Source organism: Bordetella genomosp. 2 (genome assembly GCF_002261345.1).
In the GTDB taxonomy this organism is placed as follows: domain Bacteria; phylum Pseudomonadota; class Gammaproteobacteria; order Burkholderiales; family Burkholderiaceae_B; genus Bordetella_A.
Window position 1 is genome coordinate 103,896 of the sequence record NZ_NEVT01000001.1, and the last position, 7,032, is coordinate 110,927.

The following is a 7,032-nucleotide window of genomic DNA, read 5'->3' on the forward strand; positions in this document are numbered from 1 at the left end:
GCCGCCGCCGCACGCGGCGGCGCGATTCCGGTTCGACCTGTCCTGGGCCCGCTTGCGCGGGCCTTTTTTCATGGTGCGTGACACGTGGTTGTCATTGCCACGCAACCTGGCTTCGCCAACATTTCGGCCAGCCCCCGCTTGCCAGAGGGGTCGTCCACTATTCGCGAACAGGAAAAAACCATGACTGACCACGACGATATCCCGTCGAACCCGACGGCGACAGCCCATTTCAACGACATCGTGCGGCGCGCCTTGTCGCGCCGCGGTTTTCTGAAAGCCGGCCTGGGCGCGGGCGCGGTGGGCTTCATGGGCACCAGCCTGACGGCCTGTGGCAGCGGCAGCGATGATGATGACGACGACGCCGGCCCCGGGAATGGCGGCAACCCGCCGCCGCAACCGGTGAACATGGGGTTCAAGGCGGTGCCCATCAGCGTCGCCGACACCGTGACCGTGCCGGAAGGCTATGCCTGGGCAGTCATCAACCGCTGGGGCGACAAGCTGCACGCCAATTCTCCCGCGTTCCGCGCCGACGCCGGCAACACCGGCGACGAGCAGGCCCTGCAGATCGGCTACAACCACGACGGGATGCACTTTTTCCCGATCGACGGCACCAACAGCACGTCGGGCAGCAGCGACGAAGGCCTGATGGTGACCAATCACGAATACATCACGCCGCACTACTTCTTCCCGCTGGGCGTGGAGCCCGGCAATGCCGAATGGACGCTCGACTGGGTGCGCAAGTCGCAATATGCGCAGGGCGTGTCGGTGATCCACATGCGCCGCAATGGCAACCAGTGGGAGCCCGTGCTGGATTCGCCGTTCAACCGCAGCATCAACGGCACCACCGCCATGCAGCTGGTCGGGCCGGCCGCCGGCAGCCGCCTGACGCGCACCAACGCCGACGCCACCGGCACGCGCGTGTTCGGCACCTTCGGCAACTGCGGCAACGGCTACACGTTGTGGAACACCTACCTGACTTGTGAAGAGAACTTCACCGATTACTTCGGCGTCGGCACGAAGGACGCGGCCACCGTCGACTACCCGGATGCGGAATTCCAGGCTCACATGGAGCGCTACAAGGGCAGCGGCAAGACGTCGAGCAGCTCGTATCGCTGGGACACGCACGACACGCGGTTCGACTGGTCCGAAGAGCCGAACGAATACAACCGTTTCGGCTGGGTGGTGGAGATCGACCCGTTCGACCCCAACTCCACTCCCAAGAAACTGACCGCCCTGGGCCGCTTCAAGCATGAGAATGCCGCCATGTCGCTGGCCGACGACGGCCGCGTGGTGGTGTACATGGGCGACGACCAGGTCAGCGAGTACGTGTACAAGTTCGTGTCCGACGGCAAGTACGATCCGGCCACGCCGGCGCTGAACCGCCTGCTGCTGGACCGCGGCACGTTGTACGTGGCGCGCTTCCTGGCCGGCGACACCGAGGGCGACGCCATGGGCACCGGCGAATGGGTGCCTCTCAAGCTGGACACGCCGGCGCTGGCCGGCGGCACGCTGGGCGACCTGTTCAACCAGGATATGGGCGAATTGCTGGTCAAGACCCGCCAGGCCGCCGATGCGGTCGGCGCCACGCCCATGGACCGCCCCGAATGGGTGGCCGTGCATCCCGCCACGCGCGAGGTGTACGTGACCATGACCAACAACAGCAGCCGCGGCAGCGGCAAGGCGCGCTATCCCGGCGGCCCCAACCACCCGGACGCCGACGAGGCCAACCCGCGCGTGGACAATATCTACGGCCAGATCGTGCGCTGGCGCGAGCAGGATGGCAATCCCACGGCCCTCAGCTTCGAATGGGACATCTTCGTGCTGGCCGGTAACCCGACGCTGTACGACAAGACCGATCCGCGCAGCGGCTCGGACAATGTCACGGTGGACAACACCTTCAACAGCCCCGACGGCCTGGCGTTCGATCCGCGCGGCCTGCTGTGGATCGAGACCGACGGCAACTACTCCAATGCCGACGAGTACGCGGGCCAGGGCCACAACCAGATGCTGGTGGCCAACCCGGCGACGCGCGAGATCCGCCGCTTCATGACCGGCCCGGTGGGCTGCGAAGTGACCGGCATCACCTGGACGCCGGACCAGAAGTTCCTGTTCATCAACATCCAGCACCCCGGTGAAGGTCCCGGCGTGGCGTCGGCCCAGGCCGACCCGCTGCAGGCCTCCACCTGGCCCGACGGCGCGCAGGCCAGCCGGCCGCGTCCGGCGACCGTGGTGATCTGGAAAGAAGACGGCGGCATCATCGGTACGTGACGCGCGTCGCCGCGCGGCCGCCATGGGCGGGGGTGGCCGGTTCCGGCCGGCCCCCCGCGTGGCGGGTCATACCTGTGCCACCAGCAGCTCTTCCGCGTTGTCGGGCGGGCGCAGGCCGTCCGCGCGGCCCTGGAAATAGCGCGCGGCCAGTTCGGCCGCGGGCACATGCCGCGCGCTGCCGAAGCCGGCTGCGCGCGCCAGCGCGAGGATGGCGGGCGGCGCGAAGAAACTGAGGAACGGCGTGCCGCTGGCGCGCGCACCCTGGCAGGCCATTTCGAGGCCCGGCCGCACTTCCGGACCCGCCAGTTCCAGCGGCAGCAGGAACGTCATGGCGAACATCGAACCCGGCGCAAAGGCCGCGACGTGGCGCAGGGTGGCCGCGTTGGCTTCCTGGGTGAGATACATGCTGACGCCGGTGGACGCGACGACTGCCGGCTTGCCGCGATCGAAGCCGGCGCCCGCCAGGGCGTCCCACCAGGTCTGGCCCGCTTCGAAGTCGACCGGCACGAAGCGCAGCCAGCCGGGCAGGCCGTACCCCAGCTCTTGCAGGCGCCGGCGTTTCCATGCCTGCGGGCCCGGGCGGTCGATCTCGAATATCTTGAGCCGGGAGGCGATTTCCGGCCTGCGCTGCGCGAAGCTGTCCAGGCCGGCGCCGAGAATGACGTACTGGTCGAGCCCGCGGGCGGCCTGCTCCGCCACCAGGTCTTCGATGAAACGGGCGCGCGCCACGATGGAGGCGCGGAACGGACGGGTGAACCGCGGGTCCATGTCGCCGCGGTTGCGCCAGTCGTCGCCCGGCGCCAGCAGCGCCAGCCCGACGCGGTCTTCCAGGATGTGCGGCGGCGGGTCGATCTCGCGGTGCAGGGCGCGCCACAGCGCCACGCGCGCCGCCGTGCTGTCGGGCGCGCCGTCTTCTTGGGGATCGCTGCCCATGGCCGTCACTCCGTGCCGGATCGCGGCGCCTGCACGCGCCAGATGCGGCCGTCCGGGTCGCGCACGGTCATCTCGCGGGTGCCCCAATGGGTATCTTCGAAGGGCGTGACGACCTCGACGATGGGGTCCGGGCGGGCCTGGTCATCCGGCGCTTTCAGCACGAGATGCGCCTCGGGCGGCTGATCGGCCGGCACTTCGGCAATGAACAGATAGGGGCCATTGCCGCTGCGCAGTTGCCCGGAATGGTGGTCGGTCTCGAACTCCAGGCTGAAGCCCAGGGCCTGGAAGAACTTGGCGGACTTGCCCCAGTTGTGGGTCGTCAGGAAAACGGCTTCGATGCCTTCGGTTTGCATGTCATTTCTCCTCTGCAGGTGATGGCCGCTCGCCCTGCTGCGCAGCGAGATAGGCGCGCAGCGCGTCGGCGACGAGCGCGGACAGCGATAGCTCCGCTTCGATCGCGTGGTGCTTCACCTGCCGGATCAGCCCGACCGGCAAGTACACGTTGAATTGCTTGACTTCATCATTGGCCATGGCGATCTTGGAAGCTAATTTACTAGCATGCTAGCAACCTGCCGGCGGCGCCGTCAACCGGGTCGCCGGGCCGGGCAGAACTAATGGGACGGAACGGCTGCGGTCAGTCGGGGCGGCGCGGGCATTCCGCGATGGTGCCCCAGGCGCGATTGGGCTCGCAATACTTGTTGCGGGCGTTCCAGGAGCACGTGGGGCGCTGGAAGAAACCCGTGTCGGCGCAGCGCGCCAGTTCGCGGCGCAGGGCGTCGCGCCAGCCGCTATTGTTGTTGGCCGGGGGCGCGGGCGCCTGGGCCACGGCGACGGGCGGGTTGACCGTGTAGGCCTGCTGGCCGGGCGGCGGCACGGCGGTTGTGGTGGGCGGCAGGGCCTGCAGGTCGAGCGTGGTGACGTCGGACGGCCCCGACGGCAACGGCACTTGCGAGGCCGCCGCCAGGTCGCGCGCTTCGTCCATGGTGATGTTGTCGCGCGAGATGCGCACGGACGGGTCGGTGGTGGTCTCGAACAGCGACACCGTGGGCACCGTCCAGGCCTGGCCGCCGGGCTTGTCGGGCACGCCCAGCGTGCCGTCGACGCGCGGCTGCGGCGGCTGCGCCACGTAGGGCTTGCCATTGGCGTCCAGCACGGGCTCCTGGGACACCAGGCTTTCCTGGCCCGGCGCGGCCGAGGCTTTCGGCGCGTGCGCCACCAGCCAGTCGCCCAGTTGAATTCCGCCCCACGCTGCCGCGCCGAGCGCCAACAGAAGCGTTGCGAACAATACACGCCAAGACATTGCTACCCTCATCTTTGGGCGGCCCCGCCCAGCCTACGCGTGGCTTCCGAAGACCTGGCCGCCGTGCTCGCGCATGGCGTGGAATTTCACATCCGGATACAGGTCTTCGGCCACGCGCAACTGCGCGGGCGAACCAATCAAAAAAGCCGCCGCATCAACCACATCATAGGCGATGTGCGCAGCATTGGCATCCATGAACTTGCGCAGCGCGCGCGGGTTCTCGGAGGTGATCCAGCGCGCCATGGTGTAGCGCGACGGCAACATGCGGGCCTCGACTCCGTATTCGGTCTTCAGGCGGTGCGCCACGACCTCGAACTGGAGCTGGCCCACCGCGCCCAGCAGCAGCGTGCCGCCGGCCGCCTCGGGGCGGAACACCTGGATGGCGCCCTCTTCCCCCAGCTGCGTCAGGCCGACGCGCAACTGCTTGGTGCGCAAAGGATCTTTGACTTCCACCGCCTGGAAGAGTTCGGGCGCGAAGAACGGCAGGCCGGTGAAGCGCAGGCTTTCGCCCTCGGTGAGCACATCGCCCAGCTGCAGCACGCCGTGGTTGGGGATGCCGATGACGTCGCCGGCGTAGGCCTCGTCGAGCAGCTCGCGGCGCTGCGACAGGAACGACACGACGTTGTTGGGTCGCATTTCCTTGTTGGTGCGCGCCACCTTCAGGCGCATGCCGCGCTCGAAACGGCCCGAGCTCACGCGCACGAACGCCACGCGGTCGCGGTGGGCCGGATCCATGTTGGCCTGCACCTTGAACACCACGCCGGTGAACTTGGGCTCCTGCGGCTCGACCAGGCGCTCCAGCGCCTGGCGCGGGCCCGGAGGCGGCGCCTGTTCGACCAGGGCGTCCAGCACTTCCTGCACGCCGAAGTTGTTGATGGCCGAACCGAAGAACACCGGCGTCTGCTTGCCGGCCAGGAAGGCATCGCGGTCGAACGCCGGCGCGGCTTCCTGGATGAGCTCGATCTCGCTGTTGGCCTGTTCGAAAGCCGAACCGAAGCGCCGGGCGATTTCGGGGTTGTCCAGGCCGTCGATGATGTCGTCGTCGTCCGAGCGGCGCTCCTGTCCGGGGCGGAACACCCGCATGCGGTTGCGCCGGATGTCGAATACGCCGCCGAAGGCCTTGCCCATGCCCACCGGCCACGAGAACGGCACCGCGTCCATGCCCAGGTGGCCTTCGATCTCGGACAGCAGGTCGAGCGGCTCGCGCACCTCGCGGTCCATCTTGTTGATGAACGTGATGATGGGGGTGTTGCGCGCGCGGCACACCTGCAGCAGGCGGATAGTCTGCGGCTCGACGCCGTTGGCCGCGTCGATGACCATCAGCGCCGCGTCCACGGCCGTCAGCACGCGGTAGGTGTCTTCGGAGAAGTCCTGGTGGCCCGGCGTGTCGAGCAGGTTGATGACGCAGTCGCGGTACTCCATCTGCATCACCGACGAGGCGACCGAGATGCCGCGTTGCTTCTCGATTTCCATCCAGTCGGACGAGGCGTGGCGCGACGCCTTGCGCGCCTTGACGCTGCCGGCGATCTGGATGGCGCCCGCGAACAGCAGCAGCTTCTCGGTAAGCGTGGTCTTGCCGGCGTCGGGGTGGGAAATGATGGCGAACGTGCGTCGCCGGGCGACTTCTTGTGAAATATTCATGGTTGATGCGATTTTACCGGCGCCCTCGCGGCGCGCCGGCGCCGGGTGCCCTTACGCCTGCCGGCGGAAGGTGGCCAGGAAAACGCCCGCCAGGATGAACAGCGAGCCGAACATGCGGTTCATCCAGCGGATGTGGCGCGCGTCGCGCAGCAGTCGCAGCACTTTGGCGGCCAGCAGCGTATACACGCCCATCGCCACCAGGTCCGTGAAGACCAGAGTGCCCGCCAGCGCGGCGTACTGCGGCGTGAGCGCGTGCGCGGGGTTCACGAACTGCGGCACCACCGCCAGCAGGAACACCGTGCCCTTGGGGTTCATGAGGTTCACCAGGATGCCGCGCACGACCAGTTCGCGCACCGAGAAGTGCGCGGGGTTGCCCGCATCCACCGCGACCGGGGCGGCATCGGTGCGGATCTGGCGCACCCCCAGGTACACCAGGTAGGCGACGCCCAGGTACTTCATCACCGCGAAGGCGATCTCGGAGGTGGCCAGCACCGCGCCCAGGCCGACCGCCACGATCACGAACTGGGCCAGGATGCCCAGGATCAGCCCGGCCGTGTTCCAGTAGCCGCGCGCGAAGCCGTACTTCAGGCCCGAGGTCATGGCCGAGATGGCGCCCGCCCCCGGCGAGAAGGAAATGGCCCAGGAGGCCACGAAGAAGGTCAGCCAGGTCGAGAGGGTCATGTCGGTCAGGGGCGGCGCGCCGCCGGTGCGTGGAACAGGATACGAATATTACTTGCCCAGCAGCGCTGCGCGGGGGGCGCCGGCGGGACGGCCCGAGCCGCGGTTGGCGCCGTCGGCGCCACGCGGCGCCTGCGGTTGCGCGCGGTTGTCGGCGCGATGGCCGCCGGCCGGGCGGTCGCCGCGCGCCGGCTGGGCCTGGCGCTGGCCGG

Annotated in this window: 7 protein-coding genes; 1 reads left to right on the plus strand and 6 read right to left on the minus strand. The window is 68.5% G+C overall.

Annotation, left to right across the window (positions count from 1 at the left end; translation table 11 throughout):
- Positions 1–180: 180 nt before the first annotated feature.
- Positions 181–2,268, plus strand: coding sequence for a PhoX family protein (locus CAL24_RS00485; protein ID WP_094805458.1), 2,088 nt, complete (start codon positions 181–183; stop codon positions 2,266–2,268).
- A gap of 66 nt (positions 2,269–2,334) precedes the next feature.
- Here CAL24_RS00485 and CAL24_RS00490 read toward each other — a convergent pair whose 3' ends face one another.
- From CAL24_RS00490 to CAL24_RS00515, 6 genes are all read right to left on the minus strand, one after another.
- Entirely contained in the window at positions 2,335–3,201 is an 867-nt protein-coding gene (locus tag CAL24_RS00490; protein WP_094805459.1) for a class I SAM-dependent methyltransferase, read from the minus strand.
- Positions 3,202–3,206: 5 nt separating this feature from the next.
- Complete coding sequence (locus tag CAL24_RS00495; protein WP_094805460.1) at positions 3,207–3,554, minus strand: VOC family protein; 348 nt, start codon at positions 3,552–3,554, stop codon at positions 3,207–3,209.
- A gap of 1 nt (position 3,555) precedes the next feature.
- Positions 3,556–3,732 carry a ribbon-helix-helix protein, CopG family gene (locus tag CAL24_RS00500; protein ID WP_038853290.1) on the minus strand — a complete coding sequence of 59 codons (177 nt, stop codon included), beginning with the start codon at positions 3,730–3,732 and terminating at the stop codon, positions 3,556–3,558.
- Between the two features lie 103 nt (positions 3,733–3,835).
- Positions 3,836–4,513 carry a hypothetical protein gene (locus CAL24_RS00505; RefSeq protein ID WP_028353780.1) on the minus strand — a complete coding sequence of 226 codons (678 nt, stop codon included), beginning with the start codon at positions 4,511–4,513 and terminating at the stop codon, positions 3,836–3,838.
- 21 nt (positions 4,514–4,534) lie between these two features.
- Positions 4,535–6,142, minus strand: a complete 1,608-nt coding sequence (locus CAL24_RS00510; protein WP_028353779.1) for a peptide chain release factor 3 — start codon at positions 6,140–6,142, stop codon at positions 4,535–4,537.
- Between the two features lie 51 nt (positions 6,143–6,193).
- A complete protein-coding gene (locus CAL24_RS00515) occupies positions 6,194–6,823 on the minus strand; it encodes a LysE family transporter (RefSeq protein WP_094805461.1) in 630 nt (209 codons plus the stop codon).
- Positions 6,824–7,032: the final 209 nt, after the last annotated feature.